Origin of the sequence: Streptomyces sp. 3MP-14 (assembly GCF_006334905.2) — a bacterium.
In the GTDB taxonomy this organism is placed as follows: domain Bacteria; phylum Actinomycetota; class Actinomycetes; order Streptomycetales; family Streptomycetaceae; genus Streptomyces; species Streptomyces triticirhizae.
Map to the genome: position 1 here is coordinate 57849 of NZ_VDLZ02000022.1, position 13700 is coordinate 71548.

A 13700-nucleotide genomic window follows, 5' to 3' on the forward strand; every position below is an offset into this window, starting at 1 on the left:
CGCGTTCCGTTTCGAGGCCGCGGCAACGGCGGTGGTTGACAGGGCGGATGGCGTCGTTCGAGATCAACGCCCTTGGCCGAACGCGTTCGACGTGACCTGGTACGGTGCACCGGGTTGGACGTTAGTTGACGTGGCGTTACGCTGCGAAAACGACATTTCCACTGTAGCAACCGGACATTGTACGCATCCCTGCTGTGGGTGTCCCTTATCGCTATCATCGTTCCGCCGCCCCCGAGGAATCAGATGTCAGGCATACGCGACCGACGCAGAGATCCCAGAACTTCGCGTAGATCTCTCCGGATTTCGCTGGTTCTGCCGGTCCTCATCGCCGCGCTCACGCTCACCGCCCTGTGGGGCTGGGCGGGAAGTGATCTGGTTGGGGAGAGTCTCAAGCTCAGGTCCGACGCCGATCGCGCCGCATCGGTCGGGGCCCCCACCCGGGAACTGATCGCCGGCCTCCAGGACGAACGCACCGCCACCGCCGCCTGGTTGGCGGCCGACGACGCCGAGTCGAGGGACGCCGTCGAGGAGGCCCGCGCCGCCACCGACGAGGCCACCGACCGGTTCCGCTCCGCGCGTTCCGAACTGGCCTCGGGCAGCTCGACGCTCCGCAGCTGGGCCGGCCGGCTCGACGGCTCGCTGACGGAGCTGGACCAGCGCCGCACCGCCGTGGACGCCGGCGAGCTGACCGGCACCGAGACCCACCGCGCCTTCAGCGACACCGTGGGCGAGGCCATCGCCCTGCTGGACGCGGCCCACCGCAGCGACGACGGCGCGTTGAGCCACCGCGCCGCCGCGGCCACCGACCTGATCGAGCTGGCCGAGGCGTTCTCCCGCCAGGACGCGCTGCTGTACACGGCCGCCGAGGAGGGCGCCGACCAGCAGGCCGTGGCCCAGGCATATGCCCAGGCGCTGGCGCTCCAGGTCCAGACCCGCACCGCGCTGAACATCGGCGACCTGCCGCAGAACCAGGCCGACGCCTTCGAGAGCCTCACCGAGACCTCCCAGGTCGCCGAGCTGATCGCCGTGGAGACCCCGGGCGAGGGCGGCGCGACCGCGCTGCCCTCGGACGCCGACGGCTGGCGCGAGTCCGCCGAGAGCGTCGGCGCCGAGCTGTGGCAGCTCAGCGACGACACGTTCGCCTCCGCGAACTCCCAGGCGTCGAGCCAGGCTTCGCGTATGCTCCTCGGCGCCGCGCTCGGCACGCTGCTGGCCCTGGCCGCGCTGGTCGCCGCCGGCGTGCTGACGGCGCGTTATGTGCGTTCGCTGCTGGAACGGATCGGCGCGCTGCGCGAGGCGGCCGACGAGGTCTCCGACGTGACGCTGCCCCAGCTCGTCGAACGGATGGGCCGCGAGGGCCAGTTGGAGCCCCCGGCCGCGCCGGCCGAGCGGTCCTTCGGCGACGACGAGATCGGGCGGCTCGCCGCCGCGCTGCGCCGGCAGCGGCAGCGGGTCGTCGACACCATCGTCCAGCAGGCCAGGGGCCGGGAGGGCTCCGAGACGGTCTTCCTGGGCCTGGCCCGCCGCACCCAGATCCTGATCAACCGGATCATCCCCAAGCTGGACAAGCTGGAACGCGAGCACCAGGACTCCCGGCTGCTGAAGGACATCTTCGCCGTCGACCACCTGGCGACCCGCGTCCGCCGCCACACCGAGAACCTGCTGATCCTGGGCGGCGCCATGCCGGGCCGCCGCTGGGGCGAACCGGTCCCGATCTACGAGGTGATTCGCAGCGCGATCTCCGAGACCGAGGACTACAGCCGCGTCGAGGCGCCGCCGGTGCCCCGGGTCGCGCTGACCGGCCGCGCGGTGGCCGACGTCGTGCACCTGCTGGCCGAACTCATCGAGAACGGCACCTCGTTCTCGCCGCCGGACACCAAGGTCTCGGTCAGCGCCCAGACGGTGGCCAAGGGCCGGGTCGCGGTGGAGATCATCGACCGGGGCCTGGGCATGTCCGAGGCCGAGTACACCCGGCTCAACAACCTGCTGGCCGACCCGCCCAAGCTGGACATGATGACCCTGGGCGAGGCGCCCCGCCTCGGCCTCTTCGTGGTCGCCCGGCTCGCCAAGCGGCACGGCCTCGAAGTGGTGCTGCGCTCCTCGCCGTACGGCGGCACGCTCGCCGTCGTGCTGCTGCCGCACGAGCTGCTGGAGGAGGGCTCCTCGATCCTCTCCGGGATCATGGGCGACACGGCCCAGGCCACCTCGGAGGCGGGGCAGACCGAGGTGGAGACCACCCAGGCCCTCACCATGCAACACGCGGCGGACATCGACCCGCCGCAGCCGCACCGCCCCATCGGCGGCGGCCTGGAACCGGCGCCCGTGCCGGGCGAGGAGCGCCCCGAGCGCGCCCCGGCCGGCATCGGCGCGAGCGGTTTGACGCGCGCCCCCGAGGAGGAGCGCACCCCGGCGCTCGACGACGGCCACGCCTACGACGGGAGCCACACCTACGACGAGGGTCACGCCTTCGCCCTCGACGGCGGCACCCTCGACACCGGTCACGGCGTCGACGGCGGCCACGGCCTGCCCGGCGGCCAGGCCGTCGCGCCACAGCACGAGCCCATGGCGCCCCTGGCGGAGCCGCACGACGTCGAAACGGAGGCACTGCCCCACCCGCCCACCGTCTACGACGACAGCGGATACCCCGCGTACGGAGGTGCCGGCCTGTTGCCCAGCACGCCCAACACGCCCAACCCACCCAGCACGCCCAACCCGCCCGGTCCCGGCGGCCGTTCGGAACGCCCGGCCCCCCAGTCGGGCAGCCGTGGCCCGGCCCCGCGCACGGCCGGCGGGCCCGCCCCTTCCCGGGTCGCGGCTCCCAGGACCGAGAGCGGCCTCCCCACCCGGGGCACCGCGCACGGGGGGGCGCCGATCGACAAGTCGGTCCGGACGGCGGAAGATATGCCCCGTGCACATACGGATGTCACACCCCCCGCGACCGAGGCACCACCCCGCACCATCGAGGCGACCCCCCAGCCGGGCGCCGGGTCGGGAACCCCGTTGAAACTCCCCGTGCGCGTGCGGGGAGAACGTCTGGCGGAGCAGCTCCGCGCGGAGGCGCACCTGCGCCCGGGGGCGGACGACGAGGCCCTGTCCCGTCCCCTCTCCCCCGGTCGGGCAGGCGCCACCATGGCGGCCATCCAGTCCGGAAACAAACGCGCCCGCGCCACCCAGCCCGCACCCCCTGCCGAAGGACATGACCCGCAGGCGCAACCCGCCGGATACGAAGCCGATGCGGAAGGAACTGCGAGGAAGGATCAGCGATGACCGACCAGACCCACGCCAGTGCCCACCTGGGCTGGCTTCTGGACAACCTGGTGGCCGGGGTGCCCGAGGTCCACCACGCCATCGTGCTGTCCCAGGACGGGCTGCCCCTCGCCCGTTCCTCCGCCCTCGGTCGGGACGACGCCGAGCACCTCTCGGCCGTCGCCTCAGGTCTCCAGAGCCTCTCCCGTGGCGCCTCGCTGCGCTTCCACGGGGGACACGTCCGGCAGACCGTCATCGAGATGGACAACGCCTTCCTCTTCGTCACCAATGCCGGCCAGCGCGCCCAGTTGGCCGTGCTGACCTCCGACAAGGTCGACGCGGGGATGGCGGCCTACGAGATGACCCGAATCGTGCAACAGGTCGGCGAGTACCTCAGCGCCGCCCCTCGGACCGAGCCCTCGTCGGCCACGGCTTCGGGGCACTAATTCGGTGTCGATCGGGAAGAAGAAAGTCTCGTGGTTCGATGAGGAGTCCGGTTACCTCGTCCGCCCCTACGCTATCTCCGGGGGCCGCACCTCCCCGGACGGTTCGGACTTCGCCCTGATCACCCTGGTGGTTGCCCTGCCGGCCTCGCGCGCCCTGGACAGGCGTCGTGAACAACCGGAGTTGACCGCCATCCTCGATTTAACTCAGGAACGCCCACTGGCGATCGTCGAAATCGCGGCGCGGCTTGACCTGCCGGCCAGTGTGGTGAAAGTGCTCTGCGGGGATCTGCTCGACAAGTCCATGATCTCTGTCAAAAAGCCGAGTCATGAGGCGTCAGCCCCCAGTGTGGAACTACTGGAGAGGGTCATCAATGGAATCCGCAGGCTATAGCCAGCCGGGGGGCGCGCAGCTGGCGATGCCAACGGCGCTGAAAATCCTGGTCGCCGGTGGTTTTGGGGTGGGCAAGACCACCATGATCGGCTCGGTCAGCGAGGTTCCCCCGCTGGAGACCGAGGAGTACATGACGCAGGCGAGCGTCGGCGTGGACGACCTCGCCCAGATCCCGGAGAAGACCACCACCACCGTGGCCATGGACTTCGGCCGGATCACCCTCGACGCCGACCATGTGCTGTACCTGTTCGGCACGCCTGGCCAGGAGCGGTTCTGGTTCATGTGGGACGACCTGGCGGCCGGCGCGCTGGGGGCCGTGGTGCTGACGGACCCGCGCCGGCTGGCGGACAGCTTCGCCTCGGTCGACTTCTTCGAGCAGCGGCGCATCCCGTTCGCCATCGGCATCAACTGCTTCTACGGGCGCAAGCAGTGCACGGCCGAGGAGGTCAACGCGGCGCTGAACCTGCGCAAGCCGGCCCCGGTGGTGATGTGCGACGTGCGGCAGCGGGAGTCGAGCAAGAAGGTGCTGCTGGCCCTGCTGGAGTCGGCGAAGGCGGTGGCCGTCCACTGAACGCGCGGGCGCGCGCGGGCCGTTGCCGGCGCGCGTGCCGTCTGACGGCGGCGACGGGGTGGCCCCGGCAACCGGCGAGACCGCCGGCGGCCGGGGCGACGCGCGTTCAGGGCACACGGGACGCGTGGGCGCCCGCGTTCGGGGTGGGGCTCAGGGCACGCGGGCGACGCCGGCCCACATGGAGACCGTCGCGTGGGTCGCCTCCGGCGGCACCGGCCCGTCGGGCCGCCAGTCCTGCGGGGGCACCAGGCCGGGCTCGACCAGTTCGAGCCCGTCGAAGAACCGCCGGATCTCCTCCCCGTTCCTGATCTGCCCCATCTGGCCGGTGGCCGCCCGGTCGATGTTGGCGATGCGCTCCCAGGTCGGCGGGTCGAAGTCGCTGGTCACATGGGTGATCACCACATAGCTGCCGGAGGGCAGGGCGCGCACGTACCGGGCGACCAACTCGTGGGCGGGCACGCCGTTTTCGGCTTCGTCGGCGATGTAGTGCAGCAGCGCGTTGAGGCACAGCGCGATCGGCCGGTCGAGGTCGAGCACCTCGGCCAGCTTGGGGCTGTCGAGGATGCTGGGCGGGTCGAAGAAGTCCGCGTGCAGATAGGCGGTGCGGCCCTCGGCGGTGCCGGTCATCAGCGCCTCGGCGTAGCGGAGCACGATCAGCCGGTTGTCGGTGTAGACGATCCGGGACTCGGGCGCCACGCCCTGCGCGGTCTGGTGCAGGTTGGGCTCGGTGGGGATGCCGGTGCCTATGTCGAGGAACTGGCGGATGCCGGCCTCGCCCGCCAGCCAGCGGACCGCGCGGTGGATGAACGCCCGGTTGGCCCGGGCCGCCGTCTTCACGCCCGGCCAGATGTTGGCCACGAACTGCCCGGCCTGCTCGTCCGCCGGGTAGGAGGTCTTGCCCCCCAGGAACCAGTCGTAGACCCGCGCCGGGTCGGGCTTGTTCGGGTCGATCTGTTCCTCAAGCAACGGCTCGTTCCTCCCACTTGGCGATCCAGTCCGTGATCGGCAGGCTATCCGGAACGGACGCCGCCGAGTCCAGCGCCATCAGGTACTGGCGGACGACGTCGGGCCGTTCGCTGACCTCGGCGCCGTCGAGCGTGCGCAGCAGCACCCGGTCGGCCAGGTCCGACGGGCGGTACCGGATCATCTGGACCGGCCCGCACAGCAGCGCGGAGTGCGGGGTGTGCAGCGGCATCACCCGGATCGTGACGCCGGGGCGTTCGGCCAGCCGCCGCAGATGCGCGAACTGCTCCCGCATCACGGCGGGGCCGCCGACCCGGCGGCGCAGCGTCGCCTCCTCGACCAGCGCCCAGACGGCGGGCGGCGCGGGGTTGGCGCGCTCCAGAACGGCCTGCCGGCCGACCAGCAACTCGACGCGGCGGGTGAGCAGTTCGGGCGGGTCGTCGGGGTGCTGGATGCGCAGCAGGGCCAGGGCGTAGCCGGGGCTCTGGAGCAGCTCGGGGATGACGGCCGGGGCGTAGACGCGGACGAACTGGGCGTGCTCCTCCAGCGCGATGTGGTCGGCGAGCCAGTCGGGCAGCACGTCCCGGTAACGCTCCCACCAGCCGGGCCGGTTGGCGCGCTCGGCCTGCCGCAGCAGCTCGGCGTTCTCCGCCGGGTCGCGGCGGCCGTAGGCGGCCAGCAGGGGCGGCAGCTGGTCGGCGGCCAGGGCGGCCCGCCCCTCCTCGACGCGGCGCAGGGTCAACGGCGAGATGTCGAGCGCGCAGGCCGCCTGGGCCATCGAGAGGCCGGCGGACAGCCGGAGCGCGCGGAGTCTGGCTCCCAGCAACAGCCGGCTGGCCGTCGCGGGCACGCGACCAGTCGACATGACCGACCCCTTCTCTTCCCGTTCCCGCACTGTCGTGTTTGTTCATTCTGTCACTCGCAGAACGTGACGAACGGCGCCGCCGGCAAGGCAGCGTAGTGCGAACCCCCGGGAATCCGCGAACAGTTGCCGCCCACTGGACGTTTCCGGTACACCTCCGGTTCCCGACGACGGTTCTCGGCGGCGCTCCTCGGCGATCAGCGGCGCTCCTCGACGATCAGCGGCGATCAGCGGCGATCAGCGCTTGATGGCGCGCACCCTGCGGGCGGTGCTGCCCACGTCGACGGGGAGGATGGTGACGGCCGTGGCCGGCAGGTGTTCGACGGCCCTGGCGATCCGTTCCCCCTGGTGGGGGTGGAGCAGCTTGCCCCAGCGGGTGAGGTAGAGCCGGCGCGGCAGCAGCAGGGTCAACGCGGTCTCGCCGTCGGCGGTCTCGGCCACGGCGGTGCGGGCGACGGCCGCCGCGAGCCGCCGGTCCTGGCAGTCGAGGACCCGCAGCGGCACCGAGGTGGTGGAGCTGTCGGCCCACCGCCGCCGCAGCCGTTCGGCGCGCACCGGGTCCAACGCCACGTGCACGGCGCGCAGTTCGTCCGGGTGCAGGGTGTGGGCGTAGCGCAGGGCGCGCAGCGCGGCCAGGTCGAGCGCGTCGACCAGCACCAGGACCACATGGCGGCGCCAGGTGGGCAGGTCGGCGCCGTGCCGTTCGACGGCGCGCAGCGCGGCGGCCTCCTCGCGGTACTCGCGGTTGATCCGGATCAGCGTCCACACCCCGGCGGGGAAGACCAGCACCACCAGCCAGGCGCCCTCGGTGAACTTGGTGACCGCGAAGATCAGCACGACCGCCGCCGAGACCACGGCCGCCACCGCGTTGCCGAACGTCCGCAGCCGGTGGCGGGGGCCGCGTTCCCTGCGGTGGTGCACGGCCATCCCGGCGCCGGCCATGGCGAAGCCGGTGAAGACGCCGATCGCGTAGAGCGCCACCAGGTGCTCCACCTGCGCGCCGGTCACCACCAGCAGCGCCACCGAGACGACGGTCAGCGCGATGATCCCGCCGGAGTAGGCCAGCCGCTGGCCCCTGCGGGTCAGCCGCAGCGGCAGGAAGCGGTCCTCGGCGACGAAGTCCGCGAGGAACGGGAAGCCGGAGAACGGGGTGTTGGCCCCGGTGAACAGGATCAGCGCGGTCGCCACCTGCACGAAGACCAGCGCCGCGACGCCCAACACCCCGTCGCCGAAGACCATGTGGGCCTCCTGCGCGATCACCGTGGGGCTGCCGTCGGTGAACGGAACCGGGTGGGTGACGGCCGCCAGCCAGGCGACGGTGCCGATCATCCCGGCCAGCAGCAGGCTCATCACCACCAGCGTGCGGCGGGCGTTGACGCCGCGCGGCTCCCGGAAGACGGAGACGCTGTTGGAGACGGCCTCCAGGCCGGTGAGCGAGGCGCCGCCGTTGGCGAACGCGCGCAGCACCACGAACACCGTCGCGCCGTAGAGCAGCCCGTCGCCCGAGGTACCCAACTCCAGCGCGCCCTCGGCGTGGGTATCGGCCCGGGGCAGGCCGCCGGTGGCGGCGCGCCAGAGGCCGACCAGCAGCATCGCGGTGACGGCGGCCACGAAGAGGTAGGCGGGCACCGCGAACACCCGGCCGGCCTGGCGGACCCCGCGCAGGTTGCCGTAGGCCAGCACCAGCACGATCGCCACGGTGACCGGCAGCTTGACCGCGTTGATGCCGGGCCAGCCGTCGCCGATCAGGTGCACCAGCGAGATCAACGCGTCGGCGCCGGCCGCCGCCTGGACCGCGACCGTGACGATGTAGTCGACCAGCAGCGCGACCGCCGCGATCTGGGCCACCCGGGGGCCGAAGTTCTCCTTGGCCACGACATAGCTGCCGCCGGCCCTGGTGTAGTGGGTGACCACGTCGCCGTAGGTGATGGTCAGCACCAGCAACACCAGCAGCAGCGCGCCGGTCAGCGGCAGCAGCAGGCTGAAGGCGGCCGTGCCGACGACGGGGACCAGCACCCGCAGCATCTGCTCGCCGCCGTAGGCGGTGGAGGAGAGGCCGTCGGAGGCGAGCACCCCGAGGGCGGCGCGGTTGGACAGCTTTTCCTGCGGCAGGTCGGCGACCCGCAGCGGCGGGCCCAGCACGACGTCCTTGAACCGCAGCCATCTCGACCGTTCGAACCCGGTGTCGTCCCCGCTGGTCATGGGCCCATCCCAGACCACGCCCACCACCGGCACCGGGAAGGCGCTCCGAGAACACCACGAACGGCGGCCCACGCCCGGAGCGGGAAGCGGGCGGGGGCGCGGCCGTACCGGGACGCTGGGACGGCGGGGGCGTCGCGACGGCCGGGGCGCCGGGGGCGCCTCGGCGCGGCCTCCCGGCGCGGCGGGAACCCGGGTGGCCTCGGCGCGTGGCCTGAGTAGGGTGGGGCGATGCCCGAGCTGAAGCGCCTCCACGCCGACCACGCCCCGGCGGTTCTGGCCTTCGAGCGGGCGAACCGCGCGTACTTCGCGGCCTCCGTACCGGACCGTGGCGATGCGTACTTCGACCGGTTCACCGAACGACACGGTGCCCTGCTGGCGGAGCAGGAGGCCGGCGTCAGTTGCTTCTATGTGCTCGTGGCCGAGGACGGGTCGGTCCTGGGGCGGTTCAACCTGCTCGACCTGGAGGACGGCACCGCCGTACTGGGCTACCGGGTCGCGCGGCACGTCGCCGGCCGTGGCCTGGCGACCGCGACCGTGCGGGAGCTGTGCCGGCTGGCGGTGGCCAGCCACGGGCTGCGAACCCTGCGGGCGGCGGCGGCCCGGGACAATGTCGCGTCCCAGAAGGTGCTGACCAAGGCCGGATTCGTGCCGGTCGGCCCCGCCGAGCCGGCCGACCTCGGCGGCAAGCCGGGCACCTGGTACCGGCGCGACCTGGCGCACGGCGGGAGCCGGTGACCCGCCAACGGCCCCGCTGACCACGGTGAACTGGGCGTGCTCCGCGCATAGTTCGCCCTCGAAGAGTGTGTGCACGGTGCTGTCTCTCCCGGTCCTCACCCTCCACCACTGTCGCGGAGGGTGACGCCGAGTCTAGCATTGGACACGGAGCGTCACAAGGGGGTATGTTGCTCAACGTGACGATTCAGGCACGAGAAGTGCGGCTCCCGGTTCGCTGTCCAGCCCGCCCGTTCCCGCCCCGACCCACCCGGCGGCCCCGCCAACCGGCCCGCCGGCTGGGTGAGTTCGCCGAGCACCCCACCGCGAGGGGCGGAGGCGCTACGCTGGTGGGCGCAGCTGGTTCGCCCTGTCCGCCAGGCAGGCGCGTCGTGAAGAGGGAAGCCGGTGGGATTCCGGCACTGCCCCGCAGCGGTGAGTGGGAACGACCGCCGTCAGACGCACTGGGCCCCGTTCGGGCCTGGGAAGCGACGGCCAGTAGGTCCGCGACGCGAGCACGCTCGGCGACGAGCGCGTTCCGGTGCGGCTGCCCGCGAGTCCGAAGACCTGCCACCTGCCCGTGCGCGACCGTCGCGCGCGGTGGTTCGGTGACCTCGTGGGCGGGTCGCGTGAACACGACGCGTGTACCTCGCGTGCCCAACGGCCGCGCGGAGCACCGCCGTTGCCACGCCTTCGCGCCCGTTCCCGGTCTCCGGCCAGACGGGACACATCTCGCGAAGGAGAGTTCCTTGACCGCTCAGCCCGCAGCCGCGGCAGTGAGGGCCACCGTCCACGGCTATCCCCGCCAGGGTTCCGACCGGCAGCTCAAGAAGGCGATCGAGCGCTACTGGAAGGGCCGCCTCGACGCCGACACCCTGCTGGCGACCGCCGCCGAACTCCGCGCCACCACCTGGCGCCAGCTCGCCGACGCCGGCCTGGACGAGGTTCCCACCGGGGACTTCTCGCTCTACGACCAGGTGCTGGACACCAGCGTGATGGTCGGCGCCATCCCGCCCCGGCACCGCGCCGCCTTCGACGCCGACCCGCTGGACGGCTACTTCGCGATGGCGCGCGGCACCCAGGACGTCGCGCCCCTGGAGATGACCAAGTGGTTCGACACCAACTACCACTATCTGGTCCCCGAGTTGGGCCCCGACACGGTCTTCTCCGCCGACTCGGGCCGGCAGTGCGCCGAGTTCGCCGAGGCCCTGGCGCTGGGCCTGACCGCGCGCCCCGTGCTGGTCGGCCCCGTCACCTACCTGCTGCTGGCCAAGCCGGCCCCCGGCGTCGACGAGGACTTCGAGCCGTTGACCCTGCTGGACCGCCTCCTCCCCGTCTACGCCGAGGTGTTGGCCGACCTGCGGGCCCGGGGCGCCGAGTGGGTCCAGCTGGACGAGCCCGCCCTGGTGCAGGACCGCACGCCCGCCGAACTCTCCGCCGCCGAGCGCGCCTACCGCGAGCTGGGCACCCTCACCGACCGCCCCCGACTGCTGGTCGCCTCCTACTTCGACCGGCTGGGCGCAGCGCTGCCGGTGCTGGCCAAGGCCCCGATCGACGGCCTCGCCCTCGATCTCACCGGCCCCGCCGCCCGGAACCTCGACGACCTCGCCGCCGCCGGCGGCCTGCCCGGCAAGCGGCTGGTCGCCGGCGTGGTCAACGGCCGCAACGTGTGGATCAACGACCTGGAGCGCTCGCTGGCCACCCTGGCCACCCTGCTGGGCCTCGCCGACCGGGTCGATGTCGCCGCCTCCTGCTCGCTGCTGCACGTTCCGCTGGACGCCTCCGTTGAGCGGGACATCGACCCGCAGATCCTGCGCTGGCTGTCCTTCGCCCGCCAGAAGGTCTCCGAGATCGTCACCCTCGCCCGGGGCCTCACCCAGGGCGCGGACGCGATCGGGGCCCAACTCGCCGCCAACCGGGCCGACCTGGCCTCCCGCTCCGGCTCCCCGATCACCCGCGACCCGGCGGTGCGCGCCCGCGCTGCCGCCGTCACCCCGGCGGACACCCGCCGCCCCGAGCCCTACCCCCGGCGGGCCACGGCCCAGCGCGCCCGGCTGGCGCTGCCGCCGCTGCCGACGACCACCATCGGCTCGTTCCCGCAGACCACCGAACTGCGCGCCGCGCGCGCCGAGTTGCGGGCCGGCCGGCTGGAGGCCGCCGGCTACGAGGAGCGGGTGCGGGAGGAGATCAGGGAGACGATCTCCTTCCAGGAGAAGGCCGGCCTGGACGTGCTGGTGCACGGCGAGCCCGAACGCAACGACATGGTGCAGTACTTCGCCGAGCAGCTCACCGGCTATCTCGCCACCCAGCACGGCTGGGTCCAGTCCTACGGCACCCGCTACGTCCGGCCGCCGATCCTCGCCGGCGACATCTCCCGCCCGACGCCGATGACCGTGGAGTGGACCCGCTACGCCCAGTCCCTCACCGACCGCCCGGTCAAGGGGATGCTCACCGGGCCGGTCACCATGCTCGCCTGGTCCTTCGTCCGCGACGACCTGCCGCGCGCCGAGACCGCGCGCCAGGTGGCGCTCGCCCTGCGGGACGAGGTGGTGGACCTGGAGGCGGCCGGCACCGCCGTGATCCAGGTGGACGAGCCGGCGCTGCGGGAGACGCTTCCGCTGCGGGCCGCCGACCAGCCGGCCTATCTGGACTGGGCCACCGAGGCGTTCCGCCTCACCACCGGCGGGGTACGCGCCGAGACCCAGATCCACACCCACATGTGCTACGCCGAGTTCGGCGACATCCTCCAGGCCATCGACGACCTGGACGCCGACGTGATCAGCCTGGAGGCGACCCGTTCCCACATGCGGGTGGCCGACGAGTTGGCGGCGGCCCGCTATCCGCGCGAGGTGGGTCCCGGGGTCTACGACATCCACTCCCCGCGGGTGCCCGACGGCGAGGAGATCGTCGGCCTGCTGCGGGCCGGCCTGGCCGCGATTCCGCCCGAGCGGCTCTGGGTCAACCCGGACTGCGGCCTCAAGACCCGGGCCTGGCCGGAGGTGCGCGACGCCCTGACCCACCTGGTCGAGGCGGCGCGGACGCTGCGGGCCGAACTGGTCTGATCCGACGGTCCGTTCCGGGCCGGTGACCCGGTCCGTTCTCCCGTCCCGTCCGTTCCGTTCCGTTCCGGTCGGAGGAGGTTCTCCTTCGGCCGGAACGGGGCCGGGCTCGGCGGGGCCGGGCTCGGCGGGGCCGGGCCGCCGCGTCGCCTGCGGGGGCCGGTGGGAACGAAGTTGCGGGAGAACGATTCCCCTGCGGGTGTGCTTGCGGCAGGCTGAGGGTGTGAGCGGTGACACACGGAGCAGAAACGGCCAACCGGCCCCGACGTCGGACGAACGGCAGCTGCCGGCGCACCTGGTGGAGCGCGTGCGCCAGGCGGTGCGCCTGGTGGGGCTGCCCCTGGCGGCCGAGACCGGCGGGGTCGGGGTCTGCCTGGAGCGCGAGGGCCCGGGCGAGGGCCCGGTCGACCATGTGGTGATCCGGTGGCGCACCTCCGCCGAGCTGTGGGCCACGGCGGAGGACGAACGGCCCGACGGCCCGGCCGAGAAGCTGCGCAACACCACGTTGACCGCGATGGAGGACGCGCTCTCCGAACTGCTCGCCGCCGGTGGACTGGTCGTCGCCAAGCATCCGTTCACCCGCTCCCTCGCGGTGTGGGGCATCGAGGGCCCGCCGCCCGTCGAGTGATGGGCGACCGCTTCTTGATCCCCTTCGACCACACCCGTCCTGAGGCTCAACTCCCGTCCCTCTGACCATCGCTGACCAGCGGGGATTGTCAGTGGCTGCCCGTAGAATCGAAAGCGTTCGAATGGTCAGCCGTCGTTCCCGGAGGTGCCGATGGCCGCTGTCGCAACACCGCTTCCGCTTCCCCTCTCGCTTCCCCTGTCCGCCCCCGAGTTGCGCAGGAAGCCCCTGCCCGCCGGGCAGCCCCGCGCCTGGTACGAGTCGCACAACCGCAGGCTCAAGGCCCTGCGACTGGCCACGGCCCTGCTGGACACCGGCGTCTACCATCCGGCCGGCGCCAGCAACGAGCGCATACGCGCGCTCGCCCCGCTGATCGGCGTGCGCTACCCCTCCGACACGACGTGCCGGATGGTCCGCTCGCTGATGCGGCACTGAGGGGCCGGCCCGGCCGACCGGCCCCGCGCCGGGGCTCGCCGGTCCCCGCCGGGCGCCCGCCCCCGGCCGTGCCACGCGCCGGCCGGGGGCGGGCGCCAACCGGCGGCTGTCAAGCGCGCGTTGACGGCCCGTTGGGTGACACCGGGTGCGAATACCGGGAGGGGTCCCGGTGTGACACGCGAAACTCGG

General features: G+C 72.8%; 11 protein-coding genes and 1 riboswitch. Of the genes, 8 read left to right on the plus strand and 3 right to left on the minus strand.

The genetic code is table 11. From position 1 onward, the window contains the following. The first annotated feature begins 243 nt into the window (after nucleotides 1-243). From FH609_RS28645 to FH609_RS28660, 4 genes are read left to right on the plus strand one after another with little or no spacing between them, the layout of a single operon-like run. Nucleotides 244-3267 (plus strand): nitrate- and nitrite sensing domain-containing protein, encoded by a 3024-nt coding sequence (locus FH609_RS28645; protein ID WP_139674639.1) that lies wholly within the window; start codon nucleotides 244-246, stop codon nucleotides 3265-3267. After that, nucleotides 3264-3692: a roadblock/LC7 domain-containing protein gene (locus FH609_RS28650; protein WP_139674642.1), complete on the plus strand. Its 429-nt coding sequence runs from the start codon at nucleotides 3264-3266 to the stop codon at nucleotides 3690-3692. The genes FH609_RS28645 and FH609_RS28650 overlap by 4 nt, the downstream gene beginning before the upstream one ends. Nucleotides 3693-3696: 4 nt before the next feature. Further along, the gene (locus FH609_RS28655; protein ID WP_226962020.1) at nucleotides 3697-4083 is read left to right on the plus strand and encodes a DUF742 domain-containing protein; all 387 of its coding nucleotides are present in this window, start codon (nucleotides 3697-3699) and stop codon (nucleotides 4081-4083) included. Further along, complete coding sequence (locus tag FH609_RS28660; protein WP_139674645.1) at nucleotides 4064-4654, plus strand: GTP-binding protein; 591 nt, start codon at nucleotides 4064-4066, stop codon at nucleotides 4652-4654. The genes FH609_RS28655 and FH609_RS28660 overlap by 20 nt, the downstream gene beginning before the upstream one ends. A gap of 150 nt (nucleotides 4655-4804) precedes the next feature. Here the strand turns inward: FH609_RS28660 and FH609_RS28665 are convergent, their stop codons facing one another. From FH609_RS28665 to FH609_RS28675, 3 genes are all read right to left on the minus strand, one after another. Continuing rightward, nucleotides 4805-5620 carry an SAM-dependent methyltransferase gene (locus tag FH609_RS28665; protein WP_139674648.1) on the minus strand — a complete coding sequence of 272 codons (816 nt, stop codon included), beginning with the start codon at nucleotides 5618-5620 and terminating at the stop codon, nucleotides 4805-4807. Then, complete coding sequence (locus FH609_RS28670; RefSeq protein ID WP_139674651.1) at nucleotides 5613-6482, minus strand: DUF5753 domain-containing protein; 870 nt, start codon at nucleotides 6480-6482, stop codon at nucleotides 5613-5615. Before FH609_RS28670 ends, FH609_RS28665 begins: the two co-directional genes overlap by 8 nt. Nucleotides 6483-6716: 234 nt before the next feature. Further along, entirely contained in the window at nucleotides 6717-8681 is a 1965-nt protein-coding gene (locus FH609_RS28675) for an APC family permease (protein ID WP_139674654.1), read from the minus strand. Between the two features lie 228 nt (nucleotides 8682-8909). Here FH609_RS28675 and FH609_RS28680 point away from each other — a divergent pair, with 228 nt between their 5' ends. The 4 genes from FH609_RS28680 (at nucleotide 8910) to FH609_RS28695 (ending at nucleotide 13511) form a co-directional block, all read left to right on the plus strand. Further along, nucleotides 8910-9416 carry a GNAT family N-acetyltransferase gene (locus tag FH609_RS28680; RefSeq protein WP_139674657.1) on the plus strand — a complete coding sequence of 169 codons (507 nt, stop codon included), beginning with the start codon at nucleotides 8910-8912 and terminating at the stop codon, nucleotides 9414-9416. Nucleotides 9417-9736: 320 nt separating this feature from the next. Then, nucleotides 9737-9982, plus strand: a riboswitch (cobalamin riboswitch). 159 nt (nucleotides 9983-10141) lie between these two features. Further along, nucleotides 10142-12454 (plus strand): 5-methyltetrahydropteroyltriglutamate--homocysteine S-methyltransferase, encoded by a 2313-nt coding sequence (gene metE / locus FH609_RS28685; RefSeq protein WP_139674659.1) that lies wholly within the window; start codon nucleotides 10142-10144, stop codon nucleotides 12452-12454. 220 nt (nucleotides 12455-12674) lie between these two features. After that, complete coding sequence (locus FH609_RS28690; protein WP_139674662.1) at nucleotides 12675-13079, plus strand: hypothetical protein; 405 nt, start codon at nucleotides 12675-12677, stop codon at nucleotides 13077-13079. Between the two features lie 144 nt (nucleotides 13080-13223). Beyond that, nucleotides 13224-13511: a hypothetical protein gene (locus FH609_RS28695; RefSeq protein ID WP_405379151.1), complete on the plus strand. Its 288-nt coding sequence runs from the start codon at nucleotides 13224-13226 to the stop codon at nucleotides 13509-13511. The last annotated feature ends 189 nt before the right edge of the window (nucleotides 13512-13700 follow it).

Bases quoted from the DNA above. Each gene is read 5' to 3' on its own strand.
- FH609_RS28645 (WP_139674639.1), top strand. From the start codon at position 244: ATGTCAGGCATACGCGACCGACGCAGAGATCCCAGAACTTCGCGTAGA.
- FH609_RS28650 (WP_139674642.1), top strand. From the start codon at position 3,264: ATGACCGACCAGACCCACGCCAGTGCCCACCTGGGCTGGCTTCTGGAC.
- FH609_RS28660 (WP_139674645.1), top strand. From the start codon at position 4,064: ATGGAATCCGCAGGCTATAGCCAGCCGGGGGGCGCGCAGCTGGCGATG.
- FH609_RS28670 (WP_139674651.1), bottom strand. From the start codon at position 6,482: ATGTCGACTGGTCGCGTGCCCGCGACGGCCAGCCGGCTGTTGCTGGGA.
- FH609_RS28675 (WP_139674654.1), bottom strand. From the start codon at position 8,681: ATGACCAGCGGGGACGACACCGGGTTCGAACGGTCGAGATGGCTGCGG.
- FH609_RS28680 (WP_139674657.1), top strand. From the start codon at position 8,910: ATGCCCGAGCTGAAGCGCCTCCACGCCGACCACGCCCCGGCGGTTCTG.